A 20,257-nucleotide genomic window follows, 5' to 3' on the forward strand; every position below is an offset into this window, starting at 1 on the left:
AGAGGCCCAACATGAAATGCCCATTTTGTGGAAACCTGAACACAAGAGTCGTTGATTCGCGTCCGGGCAAAATTGAGTTTGAAGTGCGTCGACGCAGAGAATGTCAGGACTGTGCCCAGCGATTTACCACTTATGAGCGGGTTGAGCAGGTTCCCATCATGATTGTTAAAAAGGATAACCGCAGGGAAGAATTTAATCGGGAAAAGGTGCTGACGGGGATTAAAAAAGCCTGTGAAAAAAGAGCCATCAGCATTGATCAGATTGAGGCGGTTGTGGATGCCATTGAGCGGGATTTAAGGGAAACTAATGACCGGGAGATTTCTTCAACCATTGTGGGGGAAAAAATTATTCAGGCGTTAAAGCAACTCGATGATGTGGCTTATGTCCGGTTTGCATCTGTTTACAGAGAGTTCAAAGATGTGGCCGATTTCATCCAGGAACTCAAAAAAATCATGCCCAAAGACTGTTTGCCCCTAGAATTTGATAAGATGTCGGATCCGGTTGATGACAGATCATGATTTTATGCGGCAGGCGCTTATCCTTGCACGAAAAGCAATGGGATTTACCTCCCCTAATCCTTGTGTGGGAGCGGTTGTTGTTAAGAATGGGGAAGTGGTCGGGCAAGGGTTTCACAGGGCTGCGGGATGTGCCCATGCTGAAGTGGAAGCCCTTGATAATGCCGGCCCCAGGGCAGGGGGGGCAACCCTCTATGTGACCCTGGAACCGTGCAATCATTTTGGAAAAACACCGCCATGCACCCATAAAATAATCAAGGCAAAAATAAAAAAAGTGGTTGTGGGCTGTAAAGACCCCAACCCTTTCGTCAGTGGTGGGGGGATACAATACCTTCAAGACAACGGGATTGAAGTGATTTCCGGTGTTTTGGAAAAAGAGGCCCAAATCCTGATCGAAGCGTTTATCTGGTATACTCAACATCATAAAACCCCTTTTGTGATCATGAAATGTGCATCCACTCTGGATGGAAGAATCGCAACGGCTGCCGGGGATTCAAAATGGATTACCAATGAAGCGTCCCGGGCATTTGCTCATCAGATCCGTCATGAAGTGGATGCCATACTGGTGGGGTCGGGAACCTTACATGCCGATAACCCGTCTCTGACGTCAAGAATTGCCGGTGTTCAAACAAAAGATCCGGCCAGAATTATTCTGGATACCCATTTAACGATTAAAGAAGATGCCCGGGTGCTGACCCAGACATCCACTGCCAAAACCATTATTGTGACAGGCCCGGATGTATCAGAAGAGAAAAGAGCGTTAATAGAACAAAAAGGTGCCTGGATCATTGACGTACCGCTAAAGGAAGAAAAACTTGATTTAAATGAACTGATGATTAAATTAGGGCAGATGTCAATTTTAAGCGTATTGATAGAAGGCGGCAGTCGGGTGGCAGGATCAGCGCTCAAGGCGGGAATCGTAAACAAAATGCTGTTTTTTTTAGCGCCTAAATTTTTAGGATCCAGTGACGGAATTCCCATGTTTGAAGGAAAAGGTCCGGATCTGATAAAAGATGCGTTTGAGCTTAAACGGTTGACAGTGACTCGATTTGACACGGATATCCTGGTACAGGGATATATAGACATATAGGGTACCAATGGGGTGCACAGGATTGAAACGCGGCAAGTGCTTGGGAAATAAAGACAGTGTTTACAGGTATCATTGAAAGTTTTGGAACCATCAACCGCATTACGTCCAGTGGCGAGGGAAAGGTGCTTCATATCGGTTGTGATCTGGATTTGTCCGGGAGCCGAGTCGGAGATTCTTTTGCTGTAAACGGTGCCTGCCTGACGGCGGTCAGTTTAGAAAAACATGCGTTTAAGGTGGATATGGCACCTGAGACGGTGGAACGGACAACGTTTAAGAATCTAACGATGGGGTCCCGGGTCAATATCGAGCGGGCATTAAAATTGTCGGATCGAATTGATGGCCATCTGGTTTCTGGTCATATTGACGGCACGGGCATCATTTCTTCCATCGTCCGAAAGAGCAATGCCCTGATTATCAAAATTAATGTTCCCCTGAAGCTGTCTGCGGATATGATTGAAAAAGGATCTGTTGCCATTGAGGGAATCAGCTTGACCATCAACAGGTGTACGGACAAAGATTTTGAAATCAGTATTATTCCTCATACTGCCGATATCACGACCATCGGGTTAAAACGGGTCGGTGATGAGGTCAATATCGAAACCGATATGATCGGAAAATATGTAAAAAAGATGTTAATGGGAAGTTTTTCAAAAAACGATGCCTTGTCCGGCCAAAAAAAAGAGGTCAGCATGGAACTTCTCGCAAGGAACGGATTTTTATAACCTTAAGGATTTAGATATGCCGCATTTAACAATTGAACAGGCGATTGAAGATATTAAAAACAGTAAAATGGTTATTCTCGTGGATGATGAAGATCGTGAAAACGAGGGTGATTTGACCATGGCAGCAGAAGCGGTAACACCTGAAGCCATTAATTTTATGGCCACCCATGGAAGGGGATTGATCTGTCTTTCCCTTGATTCAACGATTGCAGACCGGTTGGACCTGCCCATGATGGTGGACAATAATACCTCACAATACGGCACGGGATTTACCGTGTCCATTGAGGCTAAAATGGGAGTCACCACAGGGATTTCCGCAGCAGACCGTGCCACAACTGTTCTGACGGCTGTGGCCGATGACACCACCCCCAATGATATTGCCAGACCCGGACATATTTTCCCGTTGCGGGCCAGGGACGGCGGTGTCATGGTCCGGATCGGCCAGACAGAAGGATCGGTTGATCTGGCTCGGCTGGCGGGCATGAAACCTGCCGGGGTGATTTGTGAAATTATGGACGATGACGGCACCATGGCACGGATGCCGTCCCTGGAAAAATTTGCAAAAAAACATGGTATCGGTATCTGCACGGTTGCGGACCTGGTGAAATACCGGCTTAAAACGGAAAGTTTCGTTAAAAAGGCCGCGGAGACGGTTATTCCCACAAAGGTGGGGGGAGAGTTCAGGATCATTGCGTATGAAAACGATCTCGATGATTTGACCCACATTGCCCTGGTAAAAGGGGAAATTGATCCTGAAAAGGAAATTCTGGTAAGGGTTCATTCAGAATGCATGACCGGGGATATTTTTTCATCCCTTCGATGTGACTGCCAGGACCAGCTCCACAGGGCCATGGCCATGATGGAAGAAGAAGGGTGTGGCGTGCTGTTATACCTTCGCCAGGAAGGCCGGGGCATCGGGCTTGTCAACAAATTAAAAGCCTATGAATACCAGCGCCAGGGTCTGGATACGGTTGAAGCCAATGAAAAACTCGGCTTTGATGCAGACATGAGAGATTATGGTGTGGGCGCCCAGATGCTGGTGGATCTGGGGGTCAAGAAAATGCGCCTTTTAACCAACAACCCCAAAAAAATGATCGGCCTGGAAGGCTATGGATTAACGGTTGTTGAGCAGGTTCCCATTCAAGTTGAGCCCAATTGTTACAACCAGGGATATTTAAAATGTAAACAGGCGAAGATGGGACATTTGCTCCACATGTAAGGGGTTATTTTAACGTGTGATTAATATGAAGAATAAAAGGATATAAACATGCCCAAAATTATCGAAGCAGGCTTACAGGCCCAGGGTAAAAAGTTTGGAATCATTGCTTCCCGTTTTAATGATTTTATTACCGGACGGCTCTTGGAAGGGGCACTGGATGCCCTCATCAGAAGCGGCGCCGAAGATAAGGATATCACGGTTTTAAAAGTTCCCGGCGCCTTTGAAATTCCTCTGGCTGCAAAAAAAATGCTGAACCATGGATCCTATGATGCCATTATCTGTATTGGCGCCGTCATCCGGGGGGCCACAACCCATTATGATTATGTGTGCGCTGAAGTATCCAAGGGCATTGCAACGGTCAGCCTGGAGGCCGACGTACCGGTGATGTTTGGTATCCTTACCACGGAAACCATTGAGCAGGCCATTGAAAGGGCAGGAACAAAAGCCGGAAATAAAGGGTTTGACGTCGCTCTGGGTGCCGTGGAAATGGCAAATCTTTCCGATAGTCTGAAAAAGGCACAATAAAATTATGGGGGACCGCAGGCAGGCAAGGGAACTTGCCCTTCAAGCCTTGTTTTCTTTTGATCTGGACGCATCAGACCCAGATGAACGTATGGCGGCGTTCTGTGCCAATAATGAAGAAAGTCTTACCCAGGGAGTCAAACCGTTTTTCCTGGATCTGGTAAAAGGGGTAAAGGAGAATGAATCTCAAATTGATGCCCTGTTAAACCGGTATTCAAAAAACTGGAAAATTTCCAGGATGCCTGTGGTGGACAGAAATATTATGAGAATTGCCATCTTTGAATTTTTAAAACGCACGGATATTCCCTGCTCCGTTACCATAAATGAAGCAGTTGAAATCGGAAAAAAATATGGCACTAGGGATTCCGGCGCATTTATCAATGGCGTTCTGGATCGAATCAAATCCCTTGAAGGATTGGAAATAGCGGATAAATCTTAGGAGGTTGTTTTGTTTATAAAGAAACTTGAAGTGGGCCCAATTATGGCCAATTGTTATATTTTAGGATGTGAATCTACAAAAGAAGCGGTGGTTATTGATCCGGGAGATGATGCGGATCGAATCCTGATGGAATTGTCAAAAGCCGAATTACGGGTGAAATACCTGATTAATACCCACGGTCATTTCGATCATGTGGGGGCCAATAAAAGAATGAAAGAAGTGACCGGGGCGCAGCTGGCCATTCATCCGGATGATGAGCCCATGTTGAATCAACTGTCAAAGTCTGCGTTAATGTTTGGGATGTCTGTGGAGGATTCCCCCCCTGCTGATATTCTTTTAAAAGACGGGGATGAAATTACATTTGGTGACATCACCCTGAAAGTGATTCACACGCCAGGTCATTCAAAAGGCGGTGTCTGCCTGTATACTGCAGGTCACCTGTTTGCCGGGGATACCTTGTTTGCCGGGTCCATCGGCAGGACAGATCTGGAAGGTGGCGACTATGATACCTTGATTTCAAGTATCAAAAATCGACTGCTGTCCCTTGACGAGAACACCCTCGTGTACACCGGTCATGGCCCGGAAACAACCATTGGCAATGAACGGAGAATGAATCCGTTTTTAAGATGAAAGACCAAAAGAGGGGTGGGACCCGTTTTTCCTTAAACCATCAAACTTGATTTTTTTTTTAAATCAATATACCGTGTCTTACAGATTTTAATATTAATTGATTAGGCTAAAGTGACTTGCCATGAAAAAGAAAATCATCATCGTCATTGCAATTGCCGTATTTTGTATGGTTCAACAGGGAATGGCGCAACCCATAGTTTTGGTTGATGTTCCTGTTTTTACGTTTGAATCGGTGCCCGAAGGGGTTCCTATTGCCCATGTGTTTAACGTTAAAAATATCGGGGATACCGCGCTTCATATCGACAATGTTTTGCCGCCCTGAGGGTGTGATAAACATTCCTTTGACAGGGACATTCCCCCGGGCGGGGAAGGCAAGATAATGGTGAGCTTTAAAACCAGTGGATACGGTGGAAAGACCATGAGGAAAAATATCCTGGTCAAGACGAATGATCCGGATAAAAAAAAGTTCAACCTGACGGTCACAGGACCGGTGGAAAAAGTTGTGGATATCAGCCCCAGATCGGTTTACCTGAATGGAAACCCAGGTGACACTCTGGATGCTGTTGTCAATATTACCCCGGCGGAAAAATATCCTTTTTCAATTCTGGAAATGAAACAGAAGATCAATACTAGAATTAAAGCCCAGCTGATAGAACTCAACGGCGATAAAAAATCCTGGCAGGTTAAAATTAAAAGTACGTCAGATACGGCCGGCGATCTGTATGATGTGCTGACCCTTAAAACAGACAGTCCGTACAAACCAAATCTGACCATCAGGGTCTATGCCATTTTTATTAAAAAAAAGGAACCCCGTTCTTAAGCGTATTGAACCCTTAATCCCCTCCCCAAAAAAAATATGGATATTTCAAAAATAAAAGCAGTGGTCTTTGACTGTGACGGTGTCATGTTTGATACGGCCGTTGCCAACAGAAAATTTTATGACGAGGTGTTGCAGGCCTTTGGCAAACCCTCTTTGACTGAAGATCAGTTTGTCAATGTGCATATGATGACGGTCACTGATGCGATTGGCTATCTTTTTTCTGAAATGAAGGACCTTACACGTGTTTATGAGTGCCTTAAACACATTGGATACCCTAAATTCATCCAGTATATGACCATGGAGAAAGGGTTGAAAGAACTGCTCATATCCCTGAAAGATAACGGGTATATCAGGGGAATCGGCACCAACCGGACCAACACCATGGAAAAGGTGCTGGAAGACTTTCACCTGGAAGATTATTTCGAAGTTGTGGTCACGGCACAAACGGTTAAACATCCCAAGCCTGATCCTGAGCAATTGCTGCTTATCATGGAAAAATTTAATCTGAAACCGGTTGAGATCCTTTTTGTGGGGGATTCTGAATATGACCAGCAGGCGGCTGTCAATGCAAAGGTATGGTTTGCCGCATTTAAAAATCCGGCATTACCGGCAGATGTTAATGTGAATTCAATGGATGAAATTGCTAAGATTTTACAGATAAATTAATAAAATTCTTGACAAATTCATCCATCATCATTACATGATACAAGATTTTTCAGTTTAGAATTCAAGATAAATGTTTGGATAAACATTTATTACAAGTAAAACATAAACAAGGAGAATGAAGAATATGTCGAAATTAGTAGCACCGCACGGTGGAAAAGGTCTCGTAATTTGTAAGCTTGAAGGCGCAGAACTAGAAGCAGAACTTAAAAAAGCCGCAGGTCTCAAAAAAATTGAGATTTCTTCCCAGGTTAAAGGCGATTTGATCATGCTGGGAATCGGTGGATTCAGCCCGCTTAACGGGTTTATGACCAAAGCGGACTGGAAAGGTGTTTGTTCAGACTTCCTTCTGGCTGACGGTACCTTCTGGCCTGTACCGGTGATGTTGGATGCAGCCAAAGATGATGCCGCCCAGATCAATGTTGGTGATGAAATTGCCCTGGAAAGAAAAGGCGAAATTTTTGCCACCATGAAAATAGAAGAAAAATTTGAAATGTCCGAAGACGAGAAAAAATGGGAATGTGAAAAAGTCTATAAAGGTCATGGCGAAGAATCTGCGGATGATGTGTTCTGGAAAATTGCCATGGAAGATCACCCAGGTGTTCAGATGGTTATGGCCAGAAAAGAATTTTGTCTTGCCGGTCCTGTAAAAGTCCTTTCTGAAGGCGAATTCCCGGAAAAATTTAAAGGGGTTTATCTGACGCCAACTGAAACCCGGGCTATTTTTGATGAAAGAGGCTGGGCAAACGTTGCTTCAATGCAGTTGAGAAACCCCATGCACAGATCCCATGAGCATCTTTGCAAAATTGCCCTTGACGTATGTGATGGTGTTTTGATCCATTCTTTGATTGGTAATCTCAAACCCGGTGATATTCCGGCAGACGTTCGTATTGAATGTATTGACACATTGATCAAAGGGTTTTTTGTCCCGGAACATGTCGTCAATGGTGGATATCCCCTTGACATGCGTTATGCCGGTCCAAGAGAAGGCCTTCTCCACGCCACTTTCCGTCAGAACTATGGGGTGAACAGAATGATCATCGGTCGTGACCATGCAGGTGTTGGTGACTTCTATACATTGTTTGAGGCCCAGGAAATTTTTGACACGATCCCGACCCCGTCAGAACCCGGAAAAGCACTGCTTTGCGAACCGTTGAAAATTGACTGGACATTCTACTGCCATAAATGTGACGGCATGGCTTCCATGAGAACCTGCCCCCACGGTAAAGATGACAGGGTTATCCTTTCCGGAACCAAATTGCGTCATGCCCTGTCCAACAACGAAGAAGTTGTGGATCACTTTGGCCGGGAGGAAGTTCTGGTTATCCTGAGAAAATACTATGCGTCCTTGACTGAGAAAGTTGAAGTTAAACTTCAGAGTCATGCAGAAGGATCTAAAATGTAATTTGTCCTTTCTGTTAAGGGCAACCCCATTTTAAACATACAAAGGGGGTCTTTCCTTGTAAAAGGAAAGACCCCCTTTTTTTATTTCCGAGTCCCTAACTGATATTTTCGATCTTTAGGACCGCAAATTTTATAAGCTGAATTTCTGCTTACCTTATTTTATCTGGGGTCCCTGGCTTTAATTAATGGATGGGGTCCGGCTTTTCTAATGCGCTTTTATCATTGTTTCATGATCAGACAGGTAATGTACCATAAGAAAAGCGTGACCCCTGTAAAATGACCCGTTCCGAAAGTTGAGTCCCAAATTTATGAACATTTCTGGTTCAACTTAAACGATTCATTGAAGATATCCAATAGTTTTACATTCTGTTTGGACATCATGACACAATTTCCACTTATGGCATAAAAAAGGATGCTCAGTCGCGTCTTTGAGGAATCATTTCTGATCCTTTCAATCTGGTTTTCATTAAAATCATCCACCAGTTCCCTCAAGTAGTGAAATTGTTCTACGGCTTGCTGACAGTCCACAATTTCCTTGTCCCGGAAAGCGGTCTCCACAAGGGCAAAGATATTCAAAAAAACCCGTTGGATCTCTTTTAATTCAATGATCTGGACTTCCAACAGTCCCTTGTGGCGATTACTGACGTGCATGCTGGACCGGATCACCGTATCCCGGTGGCCATCTGTTAATTTTTGAAGCCGTCGGATGATCTGGTAGTAATTATAGGAGGTGTCCTGGTCTTCTTTGGAGAGCAACCTCAATACTTTGAAAATATTGGCAATGATAATATTGGTGCTGTTCTGGAAGTGCTTGACCCGCATCCTTTCCTGCCGCAATTTATCGAGGTCTTCCTCAAAGAGCGCATTAAAAACGATGTCAAAGGATTCTCTGATACCTTTAAGAAGAACGGCCAGATGATCAAAGGTCTGGGAGACGGATGTTTGAAAATCATTAACATTGTGCAGGTTATATATACTGGTTTCTTCCTTGTCTTTTTCATGTTCTTTATGTTTGTGGTGATTTTTTCGGATCATATATCCGGCAAACGCGAAGAGAATAAAAAATCCGGGGACTTTTAAATAGGATAAGATATTGGCAAAAATAAACGCGGCCACAAAGGCAATGAAAGCGGTCATAAACCAGCCGCCAATGACCGTTAATACACCAGTGACCCTGTACACAGCACTCTCCCGGCCCCAGGCCTGATCCGAAAAGCTGCTTCCCATGGCTACCATGAACGTAACATAGGTGGTGGATAAGGGCAGTTTCAAAGAGGTGGCAAACGACACCACCGCACTGGCCACCATCAGGTTGACAGAGGCACGAACCAGGTCAAAGGAGGGTTCTCCCGACTGGGAAACCCCTTTTCGTTCTGCCATCGGGGCAAGGCGCCGGGAAATGGTGTTCCTCAAGGGCAGGGGTGTCAGGTGTTTTATGGTGCCGAATAATCCATCAAACATGTTGACGATTTTTCTGGACAGCCAGATAGATTCAAATTTTTCTGTGCCCTCATCCTGCTGGCCCAGGCGGATTTCTGTTTCTGTTACGGTTCTGGCCTTTTTGGAGAGCCACAGAGTGACCACCATGATAAGGCCTGCCCCCAGCATGATATAGGTCTGGGACTGGACTTTTTTGCTTAATGCAACCATGGGAATAGTTAACGGGTCACTGGAGGCAATGGCATTTTGAAAGGCATTCAGACCAGCCAGGGGAACGCCGATAAAATTTACCAGATCGTTGGCTGCAAATGCCATGGCCAGGGCAAAAGTACCGATGAGGACAATGGGTTTTAAAATATTGATCTTAAAAATGGATATCAAAAACTGGAAAATGGTGCCCGAGACCATAAAGATCCCGAACATGATGGTGAAGGAATGGGTCTTGATCCAGGTGATTGTCCCGGCATCCATAAAGGTTGCCCCTTTTGAGCCTTTGACAAGAATAAAAAAGGTGATGGCCGTCATGGCAAAGCCTCCCCATAGCGCGCCGTATTTTCTTAACCGATCCTGATAGTCAAATGTGAAAATCAGCCGGGAAACAAACTGCATCACCGCACCCGAGAAAAAGGCCACCACAATGGATAACAGAATGCCGCCCGCAATGGCCATGGCCTTGGCGGTATTGATATAGTCCCATAATTCCATGGACGCATCAGTGGCGGCTATAATTTTGATCATGGAAACCGCCACAGCTGCTCCCAGCAGTTCAAAGACAATGGATACTGTTGTGGACGTCGGCAGCCCATGGGTGTTGAACAGATCCAGCAGGAGAATGTCCGCGATCATGACCGAAAGGAAAATCGTCAGCAGCTCCGGCATGGTAAACAGTTGGGGATGGAAAATGCCCTTTCTGGCAACTTCCATCATGCCGCCGGAAAAGGTCACTCCGGCCAGGATGCCCAGGCTGGCGATGGCCATGATGACAACAAACGGTGCTGCCTTGGACCCGATGGCAGAATTTAAAAAGTTGACTGCGTCATTGGTAACGCCGACAATCAGGTCAAATATCGCAAATAAGACCAGCATGCCGATAATGATATAGCACAATTGAAGACCCATAATATTCTCTCTTTTGAAGTTATAATAGGCAAAATAGTTTCCCGGATAGTGGGATTAGATGCCTTTATTTAGTGATTTGTTAAATTAACGACTAATATAAACCTAATTGAATTCTAAGCGTTCAAGCCTAATAACCCTTTTAATCCTATTTTACAAGAGGTTGAGACAAGTCTAACATAATTCTAACAATTGGAAAAGTGATGAATGGGAAATGAGGTGCATGCGAGTATAAAATTAACAGGATGTTTTTTTTAGATGTTGAAGGGTAAGGATGGTTTCATAGATCTGTTTTTTCGGCAGATGGGTTTCCTTTGAAATCTGCCTGGCCAGACCGGATGTGCTCAGATCCGTTGTGGACAGTCTTGCAAGGATAATTTCTGCCAGTCGTTCTTTGTCCGGAGGCTTTTCAGGTGAACACCCCTGGACGAATAACACACATTCTCCTTTAATGGTCTCTTTCTGGTTTAATTGCTGGATAATTACCGACAATGTTCCCCTGATGTACTCCTCGTGGAGCTTGGTGATTTCCCTTGCCAGACATGCCCTTCGATCCCCTAAAACAAGCATCATCGCGTCACTAAGGGGTTTAATCCGTTTCGGAGATTCATAAAAGATGAGGGTAGCGCTTTGATTTTTTACAGCTTCAATTGCCTGGTGTCGTTTCTGGTGCTTCTTGGGCAGAAATCCCAAAAAAAGAAACGAATCCGTGGGAAGCCCGGATACGCTTAATCCGGCAATGGCAGCACTGCATCCGGGAATGGGGATCACCTTGATGTGTTCGCCAGCCACGGCAGTGACAAGTTTGTATCCCGGATCTGAAATGGTCGGTGTCCCGGCATCGGAAATCAGGGCAATGTTGAGACCGTTTTTCAAGTGAGTGATGAAATGGGGGATTTTGTTGACCTCATTGTGCTCATGGCAGGAAACAAGTTTTGTTTTGATGTCATAGTGGGACAATAGTTTTTTCGAGTGCCGGGTATCTTCTGCTGCAATCAGGTCAACCTGTTTTAACACCTTAACCGCGCGGAAGGTGATGTCTTCCAGATTCCCCACCGGAGTCGCAATCACATATAAAGTGCCAAAGGAAGTTGGGTCATCCATTTTGATGGCCCTGAAATGCATTTTTCATTAAATAAAAGGAAAACCCGTCTTTATTTTCATACACTTCCACCACATCGAACCGAACCCTTATGTCCATTTGATGGGTGTGTTTAAGATAAAATAAGGCACCCAGGATAATTTTTTTTTGTTTTGATCGGGTGACGGCTTCTCTTGGCAGTCCTTTTTTTAAACTGCGCCGGGTCTTGACCTCAACAAAGCAGAGATACTCTTTATCCCGGGCAATAATATCGATTTCAGAAGTCTTGGTTCGATAGTTGGTCTCCAGAATGGCAAACCCTTGACTCCGGAGAAAAGCAGCCGCTGCTGTTTCACCGGCGTGGCCCAGTGTTTTTCCATCATCGGTCATTGAAAACCTGCCTGACTCCCTTGAAGGACCGCCTGTGAACCGGGCAGGGGCCATGCGTGAAAATGGCTTGCTTGTGGGCTTTGGTGGGATAGCCCTTGTGCTGGAGAAAATTATAGTCTGGATAGGTTTCATGAAGGTCTTTCATGATGGCATCCCGGGTGACTTTGGCGATGATGGAAGCTGCAGCAATGGAAATGCTTTTCGAATCTCCTTTGATAATAGCAGACTGATCTATGTCCATGTCCAGGGTAAATTTGCCATCGATGAGAAGGAAATTCGGCGGGTGGGATAGATTTTCAACGGCCCGCTTCATGGAAAGCAAAGTGGCCTGGAGAATATTGATCTGATCTATCTCCTTGTGGGTGGCGATACCAGTGGCAACAGCAATGGCCTGTTCTTTGATTACAGGAAAAAACGCGGCTCTTTTTTTTTCTGACAGCCGTTTGGAATCATCAATTCCTTCACAGAAAAAATCCAGAGGCAAGATCACTGCAGCAGAAACCACAGGACCGGCAAGGGGTCCCCTGCCGGCCTCGTCTATACCTGCTATGCTGTTAAATCCCCGGGCAGTTGCTTCGTGTTCAAATTGCCACATCAGCGAAACCTTAAGGGGCTGTTATGCAAACCGTTTTTCTTTGATCCTGGCAGCTTTCCCTCTAAGGTTTCTAAGGTAGTAAAGCTTGGATCGTCTGACGCGCCCCCTTGTAACGACTTCTATCTTGTCAAGGATAGGGGAATACAGCGGAAAAATTCTTTCAACACCAATACCACCGGATATTTTTCTTACGGTAAAACGAGCGCTGGCATACCCTTTGGTTTTTTTAATCACCACCCCCTGGAATATCTGGATACGTTCCTTCTCACCTTCTCTGATTTTTACATGTACTTTTACAGTATCTCCTGAATCAAATTCAGGGATATCAAGTCGCAATTGTTCTTTTTCTATTTTTTCGATTACATTACTCATTTTGTTTCTCCTAAGATCCTTCCCTTTTGGTAAACGGATACGTATCTTATCTGCCATTAATGATTCTGTCCAAATATATTGATACGGCAGACCTGACAGAAAGGTGATTGTAATCTGAGCCCCCATCAATCGGGTCTAAAATAAAATCACACGTGTCAATCAATTCGTCTGCCAGTCCCCATGCCGTTCCAAAAACAAGCACATGGGATGCTTTATTCTCAAGTTTTAGCTGTAACGCCTTTGTTGTTATTGAACCGGCGGTTTTTTTTGCACTGGTGGCAATGGTGACCACTGGTTCCTTTCTTTCTGTTTCTATCGATGTGACCGCATCTTCAAGGGTTGCGGTCACACGAATAAGTTCAAGAGCTGCTTTCCTGAACGGATTGAGCTTGCCGCCCACTCCGTTTGTCCAGTGTTCAATCACCTCTTTGGCCAGCGTTGCCTGGTCGTCATAAGGGGTTACGACGTAAAATCCTTTTACCCCAAAGGTGATGGATGCCCTTGCAATATCATGCAAATCAATGGTTGTCAGGGATGATCCTATGGATTGATCCAGTTTGTTCATCACCGGAAAATGGATCAATGCCACGTAAAGGTTACTCGCTAACAAAGGTTCCCAACTCCCGACGCCATTGCATTAATATGTTTTTTTCTTCCGTTGTCAGTGTGCTTTTCCTGAAAAGATCCGGTCGTTTCAGAAACGTTCTCTGAAGGGAAGAGGTTCTTCTCCACTGCCTTATTTTTTCATGGTTTCCGGATAATAATACCCCGGGAACCCCTAATCCGTTAAATTCTTCCGGCCTTGTGTATTGTGCATATTCCAGTCGGTCATCTGTAAATGAATCCGATTTCGAAGAGTCACAACTGCCCAGGACACCTGGGATTAACCTGGCGACGGCATCAATGATCACCATGGCGGCCAATTCCCCGCCTGTCATAACATAATCCCCGATGGAAATTTCTTCATCCACCAGCAATGTGGTTATCCGTTCATCAAGTCCTTCATAACGGCCACAGACAAAAATAAGTCCGGTTTTTTGAGATGCAAGTTCCTGGGCTTTTTCCTGGCTGAATCGGGTCCCCTGGGGGGTCATCAATATCACCCGTGATTCAGGGCTTTTTTTTTGGGCGTATTCCACTGCGGCCTGCAGGGGTTCCGGTTTCATGATCATGCCGCTTCCCCCGCCATAGGGCCGGTCATCCACTGTCTTATGGCGGTCTGTTGAAAAATCCCGGATATTGATACACTGTCCTTTTATGAGATTTTTCTCAATACCCCTTGAGATCATACCATGATCAAAAAAGGGTCCGATGAGGTCGGGAAACAGGGTGAGTACAGTAAAGTCCATTAATAATCCTCGGGTAATGTCGTCCTCACGGTCCCTGCTTCAATGTCCACCGAGTCGATAAAGTGCTTGTGCATCGGTACCAGTGTTTCCCGGATTTTGCCGGTTACCACCAACACATCATTTGCACCGGTGGGAATAATATCGGTTATTTTGCCGATATACCCTTTTTGATCATCAAACACATCCAGCCCCAAAAGGTCCTGCCAATACCAGGTGTCTTCTTCCGGTTCCGGCAATTGAGCCCGGTCGATGAGAATTTTTTTTCCCACCAGATCCTCGGCAAGTTCCCGGTTATCAATCCCTTCAAGCAACAGAAGAATCCCCTTTCGCTGGGGGATTGCCTTGAGAATCGTGTATCGTTGTCCCGTGTCATCTTCAGCGGTTAACAGCACGCTTCTGCCCGGGCAGAAAGTATCCACTGATTCTGCAAAAGATCGAACCTTAATGTTGCCACCAAGCCCATGAACGCCGGTTACTTGACCTATGGTTAACAGATCGGCATTATCGTTCATGTGGTTTCCCTACTCAATGATTTCAAGAACCGTTCGTTTTTTAAGTTTGGTGGATGCTGCGCTTAAAATGGTTCTCATGGCTCTTGCCGATCTGCCCTGCTTCCCAATAACCTTTCCCAGATCTTCCTTTGCCACTTTAAGTTCCAGAACAGACGTTTGATCTCCAACCACTTCGGATACCTGAACCTGATCAGGATTATCAACCAGTGCTTTTGCAATGTATTCTACCAACTCTTTCATAATTAGATCTCCTTTTAACGGGGTATTGAGAATACCGGGAGTGCCTGTTAAACAGCATGCATACTTATGCCTGGGGGATTCCCTGCCGTTTTAATAAGCTCTGGACAGTGGTTGAGGGTTTGGCACCTTCGTCCAGCCAATATTTTATTCTGTCCTCTTTCAGGGTAATGGCAGCCGGCTCAATCATTGGATTATACGTGCCTAAAAGTTCCAAAAATCTTCCGTCTCTCGGGCTTTCAATGTCAGCAGCCACTATTCTGTAGAACGGTTTTTTCTTTGTGCCTTGTCTGGTCAATCTGATTCTTACGGACATATTCTTTTTTTTCTCCTTAGAATGGCAGCATGTTTTTCAATGAACGCATACCGCCTTTATTAAATTTCTTTATCATTTTCATGGACTGGGAATAGCTTTTCAGCAGTTTGTTGACATCCTGAACCGTTGTCCCGCTTCCCCTGGCAATTCTTTTTTTTCTTGACCCTTTAATGATGGTGTATAATCGCCTTTCTTCAGACGTCATTGAGTTGATAATCGCTTCAATCCTGACAAATTCCTTGTCGCTTATATTTAAGCCTTTCAACTGCTTTTTATTTACACCCGGCAACATCCCTATCAGATCTTTAATGGACCCCATTTTCCGTACAGATTTCATCTGGTTCCGGAAATCTTCCAGGGTAAAGGCATTTTTTCTTAATTTTTTTTCAAGTGCCTTGGCTTCTTTCTGGTCAACGGCTTCCTGTGCCTTTTCAATAAAGGAAAGCGTGTCTCCCATTCCCAGAATTCTGGAGGCCATCCTGTCCGGATGAAATGCTTCCAAAGCGGTTGATTTTTCACCGACCCCAATGAATTTTAACGGCTTACCGGTAACGGCTTTTATGGAAAGTGCTGCACCACCGCGAGCGTCACCATCCATTTTTGTTAGCACAACACCGTCCAAATCAAGGGCTTTGTCAAATGATGCCGCAATGTTCACCGCATCTTGACCGGTCATGGCATCCGCCACCAGAAGGATCTCTGATGGGTTGATGCCTTTTTTAATGTCTTTGAGCTCAGCCATTAAGGTTTCATCAAGATGCAATCGTCCGGCTGTATCCAGAATCAGTGTGTCACACCCCTGTTCCCTGGCGGCTAATTGTGCCTCCTGACAAATAGTTAAAGGCTTCATGTCAGTTGAAGACTGAAATACCGGAACATCCAGTTGCTGCCCAATTTTTTTTAACTGATCAATGGCTGCAGGCCTGTATACATCCACTGGTACCAGAAATGGCTTTCGGCCTTCTTTTCGAAGATAGTGTGCCAGTTTTCCTGCCGTAGTGGTTTTACCAGAACCTTGCAGTCCAATGAGCATAATGGACCCCAGAGACCTTCCATCAAAATTCAGGCCTTGATGTTCAGATCCCATCATTCTGGTAAATTCATCGTTTACAATTTTTATGACCTGCTGACCCGGGGTAAGGCTTTGCATGACATCCTGGCCCAGAGCACGCTCTTTTATATCTGAAATAACGGATTTTGCAACCTTATAATTGACGTCCGCCTCAAGCAGCGCCATCCGAACCTGCTTGAGAGCATCATCAATGTTCTTTTCATTCAGGGTGCCGTGACCTTTTAACTTTTTAAAGACCGAATCAAGCCTGTCACTCAAATTTTCAAACATAAAAAGATCAACCTCGAAATATCAAATCAAATCATTGAAATTAGTATAGATTCCGTGGTATGTCAAGAAAATAATAAATTTTAGCCGATTAAAATATTTGGGAAAACCATGGAAAACATATTGGATTTTACAAGGGATGATCTCGCTGTATGGCTTGAGAGCAGAGACATTCGCCCGTTCAGGGCCGGACAGATATTCAAGTGGCTCTATATCCGACAGGTCGATGCATTCGAACAGATGACGGATCTTTCTAAAGCGCTGCGCAAGACACTTGCGGATTGCTTTTTCGTTAACCGCCTCATCCTTGATGAACGCCAGGTTTCTGTTGATGGAACGGAAAAGTTTCTGCTCCGACTGGCAGACGGGCAGCATATCGAATCGGTCCTGATTCCTGAAAAGGATCATTTCACGCTCTGTGTGTCTTCCCAGGTTGGATGTGCCCAGGCGTGTCAGTTTTGTCTGACTGCCAAGGGCGGGTTTGTCAGGAATCTTAGTGTCGCTGAGATTATTTCCCAGGTGAGGGATGCACGATATTACCTGCTTGAAAAGGATGTCGACCCCTTGAAACTTTCCAATATCGTATTTATGGGAATGGGGGAGCCCCTTGCCAATTATAAAAACCTGATCAAGGCGTTATTCATCATAACCGACAGTGATTATGGTCTCAAATTTTCATCCCGGCGGGTAACGGTCTCAACCTCCGGCCTGGTCCCGAAAATGACACAGCTGGGCCTTGATACCGATGTGAACCTGGCGGTTTCTTTAAATGCAACCACCGATGAGATGCGGTCCGAATTAATGCCCATTAATAAAACGTATCCATTACCTGTGTTGCTGGCCGCCTGTCAGACGTTTGCCATGAAGCCCAGAAATAAGATCACCTTTGAATATATTTTAATGAAAGGTGTGAATGATACACGAACAGATGCCCTGAGACTGGTGAAGCTTTTGTTGCCCATAAAAGCAAAGGTGAACCTGATCCCCTTCAACGAACATGGCAGAAGTGATTTTAAACGGCCATCCAAGAACGCCGTCAGCGATTTTTTGCAGATTTTACTTGACCGAAATTTAACAGCGATCACAAGAAAGAGCAAAGGAGATGACATCTTGGCGGCCTGTGGACAATTGAAAGCAAAATTGCTGCCTTAGTTTCGGATGGAGTTATAAAGTCAAATTTGAGTATTGAATCTTTTGGGATATGATTTATACTTAAGGGGATCGCAAGATGCGTTCACCTATTGTTCGTAACCCTTAACTGATTGGAAGAAAAAATGTCAACTATCAGCCTTGAAAATAAAAAAATCCTAATTGTTGATGATGAACCGGATGTCCTTGATTCCCTGGAAGAACTACTCGATATGAGTACCACCGTCAGGGCAACAAGTTTTGAGGAAGCAAATCACCTTCTTGAGACCGAGGATTTTGATATTGCAATTCTTGATATCATGGGTGTTGACGGCTACCAGTTGCTGGAAACCGCAAATAAGAAAAATGTGGTAGCGGTTATGCTCACCGCCCACGCCCTGAGCCCGGATAATATCAAAAAATCCTATCGTGGTGGTGCCTGTTCGTATATACCCAAAGAAGAAATGATCAATATTGAAACCTTTCTTGTTGATGTGCTGACAGCTAAAGAGAAAGGGGAAAATCCATGGACGAGCTGGTACAAAAGGCTTGGATCATTTTGTGAAAAAAAATTCGGGCCGGACTGGGACAAGGACGAGAAAGAGTTCTGGGAAAAGATGATTTATTATTAAATCCCCCATCAAGGTATTCAAATAACGCCTGGCCATCTCTTTTAAGGGTGTCTTAAGGGATGGCTAAATTATCAGATGTTTAAATTCCAGGGGTTCCACGGCTGAGACACGGATCACGGTTTGTGTTCCGTTTTCCAGGACCCTTATATCGGCAGGGTCTCCTGGTTTTGACTTGGTATAGCTTGCACAGATGATCCCGGCTGTCCGGATGTTTTCTGAGGTATTGCTGCCTGTCAGGATTACATCAGGGCCCGGCAGTTTGACATGTTTCAATAAAACATCCTTGGTTTGGTCAAAGGAATTGAGCAGATGAGTGTTGTCTTGTTCAGACCGTCCTGCAATGACCTTTGTTCTTGAGTCAAGTCTGAAGTGTCTGCCATATTTTAAAAAGTACAACTCTCTTTTATCAAAAAGTTTTTGAACATTCATCAGGTCCTTTAGTCTGCCAGAAAAGGCTTTGTCCGTTAAAAGACAGCCACCGGCGGGAGACGGGTAGTCTTTAATGCCAAACTCCCGGGCCATCTGCAGTTGAATTTTTCTTGATCTGCCGGAGATATCCAAAAGCTGGTCCCGGTCAACCAGACCTTTTTGTTCAACAAGGGTTTCGGGTAACAATTTTGCACACAACGGTCTCAATATCTGACCATCAAAACCAGAATTTTTTTCCACATACCGCAATGAATTTTTATTTTGGGATTTGGGCCTTTGCCCTATCACTTCTCCGCTGAACAGAAAATGAAACCCTTGTTTTTTTAGAACGTCACCTGCCTTGGAAAACATCAATGCGTGACAGTCCATACAGGGGTTCATGTTTTTTCCAAACCCGGCCTTAGGGGCTTTCATCATTTCCATATAGTCATCTGTGATATCAAGTGTTATCAGCGGAATGCCGGTGTGACAGGATGCTTTTCTGGCGGACTCGGATGAAAAGAAAGGGGTTTCAAAGCAAATCCAGGTGACATCAATTCCCTGGCGTTGAAGCACCAGGGCGGAAAGGATGCTGTCCAGCCCCCCGGAACACAGGCCAAGGCCCTTAATCGGTATTGAAGTTTGATCAATTTTCATATATATCCACGCTATGGGTTTAACGGCATCAAAAATAACCGCATTGCTTAAAATATTAAGGAAACGGTATCCTGTTGTCAAGACCCAGCTTGATCATGACACGCCTTTTCAATTGCTCATTGCCACGATACTGTCTGCCCAGTGCACAGATAAACAAGTCAATAAGGTCTCAAAAAAGCTGTTTGAAAAATACCCTGACCCAAAGGGGCTGGGTCATGCGGCATTGGGGGACATCAAACGAATCATCTATTCCACCGGCTTTTATAATAATAAAGCTAAAAATATTAAAGCCTGTGCCCTTGATATCTTTAACCGGTATGACAGTGTCGTTCCGGAAGATATCAGCAAGCTTGTCACATTGCCGGGCGTGGGGAGGAAAACTGCCAACGTGGTGCTGTCAGCAGCTTTTGGTCATCAGGCCATCGTTGTGGATACCCATGTGCTAAGAATTTCAAAGCGATTGGGTCTGACAGATAAAACAGATCCCACAAAAATTGAGTATGAATTAATGGAGATCATACCCGAAAATTCCTGGAGTGATCTGTCCTTGCAATTGATCTACTTTGGCAGGGAAATCTGTGATGCAAAAAAACCGCTTTGTGAAGCGTGTCCTTTGTTTAAGATCTGCCTGGCAAAAGGGAAAAAATAAGATCTTCATCTG

General features: G+C 44.8%; 25 protein-coding genes. 13 read left to right on the top strand and 12 right to left on the bottom strand.

What is annotated here, in order from left to right:
* Nucleotides 1–11: 11 nt before the first annotated feature.
* The 10 genes from nrdR (at nt 12) to sat (ending at nt 8,025) form a co-directional block, all read left to right on the top strand.
* Nucleotides 12–518: a transcriptional regulator NrdR gene (gene nrdR, locus Q1Q15_RS15310; protein WP_300461713.1), complete on the top strand. Its 507-nt coding sequence runs from the start codon at nt 12–14 to the stop codon at nt 516–518.
* Nucleotides 505–1,605: a bifunctional diaminohydroxyphosphoribosylaminopyrimidine deaminase/5-amino-6-(5-phosphoribosylamino)uracil reductase RibD gene (gene ribD, locus Q1Q15_RS15315; protein ID WP_300461716.1), complete on the top strand. Its 1,101-nt coding sequence runs from the start codon at nt 505–507 to the stop codon at nt 1,603–1,605. Before nrdR ends, ribD begins: the two co-directional genes overlap by 14 nt.
* 56 nt (nt 1,606–1,661) lie before the next feature.
* Complete coding sequence (locus Q1Q15_RS15320) at nt 1,662–2,327, top strand: riboflavin synthase (RefSeq protein ID WP_300461719.1); 666 nt, start codon at nt 1,662–1,664, stop codon at nt 2,325–2,327.
* A 16-nt stretch (nt 2,328–2,343) separates the two neighbouring features.
* Nucleotides 2,344–3,546 carry a bifunctional 3,4-dihydroxy-2-butanone-4-phosphate synthase/GTP cyclohydrolase II gene (locus tag Q1Q15_RS15325; RefSeq protein ID WP_300461721.1) on the top strand — a complete coding sequence of 401 codons (1,203 nt, stop codon included), beginning with the start codon at nt 2,344–2,346 and terminating at the stop codon, nt 3,544–3,546.
* Nucleotides 3,547–3,594: 48 nt separating this feature from the next.
* Nucleotides 3,595–4,071 carry a 6,7-dimethyl-8-ribityllumazine synthase gene (gene ribE, locus Q1Q15_RS15330; RefSeq protein ID WP_300461724.1) on the top strand — a complete coding sequence of 159 codons (477 nt, stop codon included), beginning with the start codon at nt 3,595–3,597 and terminating at the stop codon, nt 4,069–4,071.
* 4 nt (nt 4,072–4,075) lie between these two features.
* Nucleotides 4,076–4,507, top strand: coding sequence for a transcription antitermination factor NusB (gene nusB, locus Q1Q15_RS15335; RefSeq protein ID WP_300461727.1), 432 nt, complete (start codon nt 4,076–4,078; stop codon nt 4,505–4,507).
* 9 nt (nt 4,508–4,516) lie between these two features.
* On the top strand, nt 4,517–5,137 hold the full coding sequence (locus Q1Q15_RS15340; protein ID WP_300461729.1) for an MBL fold metallo-hydrolase: 621 nt from the start codon (nt 4,517–4,519) through the stop codon (nt 5,135–5,137).
* 121 nt (nt 5,138–5,258) lie between these two features.
* Entirely contained in the window at nt 5,259–5,957 is a 699-nt protein-coding gene (locus Q1Q15_RS15345; protein ID WP_300461732.1) for a DUF1573 domain-containing protein, read from the top strand.
* A gap of 36 nt (nt 5,958–5,993) precedes the next feature.
* Nucleotides 5,994–6,623: an HAD family hydrolase gene (locus tag Q1Q15_RS15350; RefSeq protein WP_300461734.1), complete on the top strand. Its 630-nt coding sequence runs from the start codon at nt 5,994–5,996 to the stop codon at nt 6,621–6,623.
* Between the two features lie 124 nt (nt 6,624–6,747).
* Complete coding sequence (gene sat / locus Q1Q15_RS15355) at nt 6,748–8,025, top strand: sulfate adenylyltransferase (RefSeq protein ID WP_300461736.1); 1,278 nt, start codon at nt 6,748–6,750, stop codon at nt 8,023–8,025.
* 305 nt (nt 8,026–8,330) lie between these two features.
* On the opposite strand, the gene Q1Q15_RS15360 is transcribed toward sat, so the two are convergent.
* The 11 genes from Q1Q15_RS15360 to ffh all read right to left on the bottom strand — a co-directional run bounded on the left by Q1Q15_RS15360 (nt 8,331) and on the right by ffh (nt 16,774).
* The gene (locus tag Q1Q15_RS15360; RefSeq protein WP_300461739.1) at nt 8,331–10,583 is read right to left on the bottom strand and encodes an inorganic phosphate transporter; all 2,253 of its coding nucleotides are present in this window, start codon (nt 10,581–10,583) and stop codon (nt 8,331–8,333) included.
* 234 nt (nt 10,584–10,817) lie between these two features.
* Nucleotides 10,818–11,684, bottom strand: coding sequence for a 16S rRNA (cytidine(1402)-2'-O)-methyltransferase (gene rsmI, locus Q1Q15_RS15365; RefSeq protein ID WP_300461741.1), 867 nt, complete (start codon nt 11,682–11,684; stop codon nt 10,818–10,820).
* Nucleotides 11,677–12,051 carry a YraN family protein gene (locus tag Q1Q15_RS15370; RefSeq protein ID WP_300461743.1) on the bottom strand — a complete coding sequence of 125 codons (375 nt, stop codon included), beginning with the start codon at nt 12,049–12,051 and terminating at the stop codon, nt 11,677–11,679. Before Q1Q15_RS15370 ends, rsmI begins: the two co-directional genes overlap by 8 nt.
* Entirely contained in the window at nt 12,041–12,646 is a 606-nt protein-coding gene (locus Q1Q15_RS15375; RefSeq protein ID WP_300461746.1) for a ribonuclease HII, read from the bottom strand. The genes Q1Q15_RS15370 and Q1Q15_RS15375 overlap by 11 nt, the downstream gene beginning before the upstream one ends.
* Nucleotides 12,647–12,667: 21 nt before the next feature.
* Nucleotides 12,668–13,018: a 50S ribosomal protein L19 gene (gene rplS / locus Q1Q15_RS15380; protein WP_300461749.1), complete on the bottom strand. Its 351-nt coding sequence runs from the start codon at nt 13,016–13,018 to the stop codon at nt 12,668–12,670.
* 46 nt (nt 13,019–13,064) lie between these two features.
* On the bottom strand, nt 13,065–13,628 hold the full coding sequence (locus tag Q1Q15_RS15385) for an RNA methyltransferase (RefSeq protein WP_300461752.1): 564 nt from the start codon (nt 13,626–13,628) through the stop codon (nt 13,065–13,067).
* Entirely contained in the window at nt 13,615–14,367 is a 753-nt protein-coding gene (gene trmD / locus Q1Q15_RS15390) for a tRNA (guanosine(37)-N1)-methyltransferase TrmD (protein ID WP_300461754.1), read from the bottom strand. Before trmD ends, Q1Q15_RS15385 begins: the two co-directional genes overlap by 14 nt.
* Nucleotides 14,367–14,879 (bottom strand): ribosome maturation factor RimM, encoded by a 513-nt coding sequence (rimM, locus tag Q1Q15_RS15395; RefSeq protein ID WP_300461756.1) that lies wholly within the window; start codon nt 14,877–14,879, stop codon nt 14,367–14,369. Before rimM ends, trmD begins: the two co-directional genes overlap by 1 nt.
* 9 nt (nt 14,880–14,888) lie before the next feature.
* The gene (locus tag Q1Q15_RS15400; RefSeq protein WP_300461759.1) at nt 14,889–15,119 is read right to left on the bottom strand and encodes a KH domain-containing protein; all 231 of its coding nucleotides are present in this window, start codon (nt 15,117–15,119) and stop codon (nt 14,889–14,891) included.
* Nucleotides 15,120–15,183: 64 nt separating this feature from the next.
* Nucleotides 15,184–15,432 (bottom strand): 30S ribosomal protein S16, encoded by a 249-nt coding sequence (gene rpsP / locus Q1Q15_RS15405; RefSeq protein ID WP_300461761.1) that lies wholly within the window; start codon nt 15,430–15,432, stop codon nt 15,184–15,186.
* A gap of 16 nt (nt 15,433–15,448) precedes the next feature.
* The gene (gene ffh / locus Q1Q15_RS15410) at nt 15,449–16,774 is read right to left on the bottom strand and encodes a signal recognition particle protein (protein WP_300461764.1); all 1,326 of its coding nucleotides are present in this window, start codon (nt 16,772–16,774) and stop codon (nt 15,449–15,451) included.
* Nucleotides 16,775–16,882: 108 nt separating this feature from the next.
* On the opposite strand from ffh, the gene rlmN reads away from it, so the two are divergent.
* Nucleotides 16,883–17,923, top strand: coding sequence for a 23S rRNA (adenine(2503)-C(2))-methyltransferase RlmN (gene rlmN / locus Q1Q15_RS15415; RefSeq protein WP_300461765.1), 1,041 nt, complete (start codon nt 16,883–16,885; stop codon nt 17,921–17,923).
* Between the two features lie 122 nt (nt 17,924–18,045).
* Nucleotides 18,046–18,531: a response regulator gene (locus tag Q1Q15_RS15420; RefSeq protein ID WP_300461767.1), complete on the top strand. Its 486-nt coding sequence runs from the start codon at nt 18,046–18,048 to the stop codon at nt 18,529–18,531.
* A gap of 63 nt (nt 18,532–18,594) precedes the next feature.
* Here the strand turns inward: Q1Q15_RS15420 and Q1Q15_RS15425 are convergent, their stop codons facing one another.
* Nucleotides 18,595–19,596 carry a tRNA 4-thiouridine(8) synthase ThiI gene (locus Q1Q15_RS15425; protein ID WP_300461769.1) on the bottom strand — a complete coding sequence of 334 codons (1,002 nt, stop codon included), beginning with the start codon at nt 19,594–19,596 and terminating at the stop codon, nt 18,595–18,597.
* A 43-nt stretch (nt 19,597–19,639) separates the two neighbouring features.
* Here Q1Q15_RS15425 and nth point away from each other — a divergent pair, with 43 nt between their 5' ends.
* Nucleotides 19,640–20,245, top strand: coding sequence for an endonuclease III (gene nth, locus Q1Q15_RS15430; protein ID WP_363320995.1), 606 nt, complete (start codon nt 19,640–19,642; stop codon nt 20,243–20,245).
* Nucleotides 20,246–20,257: the final 12 nt, after the last annotated feature.

Source organism: Desulfobacula sp. (genome assembly GCF_030145145.1).
Taxonomy (GTDB): Bacteria; Desulfobacterota; Desulfobacteria; order Desulfobacterales; family Desulfobacteraceae; genus Desulfobacula.